Origin of the sequence: Pseudomonas sp. HY13-MNA-CIBAN-0226, assembly GCF_040310305.1 — a bacterium.
GTDB lineage: Bacteria > Pseudomonadota > Gammaproteobacteria > Pseudomonadales > Pseudomonadaceae > Aquipseudomonas > Aquipseudomonas gregormendelii.
The window spans coordinates 1-1,107 of the sequence record NZ_JBEOPS010000055.1; the positions used below are offsets into that span (position 1 = coordinate 1).

Below are 1,107 nucleotides of genomic sequence, written 5' to 3' on the forward strand. Positions count from 1 at the left end.
TGAGCTGACCCCCAAAAGTTGGACACATATCCTGACTTTTGGGGTTTTTCCATGGGCAAGTATTCCGTGCAGTTCAAAATCACAGCCATTAAGGCCTACATCACCGGCGACGATGGGTTTCGCAAAATCGCCAATCGCTACTCGATTGATTGCAGTCTCCTACGACGTTGGGTTGCCACTTTTCAAGCCCGTGGCAGTGCGGGCCTGAGACCGAATCGTCACCCCTACAGCGCGGCGTTCAAGCTTTCGGTCGTTGAATGTATGCGCAAGGAACGGCTGTCTTGTCGCGAAGTCGCAGCCCGGTTTGGGCTCGGGCAGTCTTCGCAGGTGGGCATTTGGGAGCGCCAGTATTACAGTGGCGGTCTTGTTGACCCGTCTGTATCCGAGAGAAAAAAGACTGTCCCCATGCCAAAAAAATCGCCTGTCCAGCACCCGTCCCAGCCCGTAGATGATGATTCGAAAAGTCGGGAGCAACTCAAGGCCGAGCTTGAATTTCTGCGCATGGAGAACGCCTATCTAAAAAAGCTCGAAGAAATAAGGGAGGCTCCGAACAGGAGCCATCCCCCCAGGAAAAAACGCTCACCGTGATAGCGCTACGCTCGAGGTTTCCTTTGGAGGGGCTGCTCAATCTGGCCGACCTCGCCCGCAGCACCTTTTACTACCAGGTCCGCGCTCTCCAGAAACCTGACAAGCATGCTGACCTGAAAGCCACCATCCAGAGCCTCTATCATGAGCATGAGGGGCGTTTCGGTTATCGACGTATTACCCTGGCGATCCGTAAAAAAGAGCCCGTCAATGAAAAAAGGGTTCAGCGCTTGATGGAAGACATGAACCTCAAGTCGCTAGTGCGTCCAAAAAGATATCGGTCTTATAAAGGCCCGGTTGGAAAAATAGCGCCGAATCTGTTGGAGCGTAACTTCCTCGCGCAGCGACCTAACCAGAAGTGGGTGACCGATGTTACGGAGTTCAAGGTCGGGCTGAAGAAACTCTACCTGTCGCCCGTCATGGATCTGTACAACGGCGAGATCCTGGCCTATCAGATCGATACCCGACCAAGTTTTGCACTGGTAACCGAGATGCTGGATAAGGCTATTGAGCGGCTCAAAG

At 53.3% G+C, this 1,107-nt stretch carries 1 pseudogene; it reads left to right on the forward strand.

The features are described 5' to 3' along the window. Window positions 1-51 precede the first annotated feature (51 nt). Window positions 52-1,107 (forward strand): annotated as a pseudogene (locus AAEZ05_RS30915) (IS3 family transposase); the annotation flags it as partial.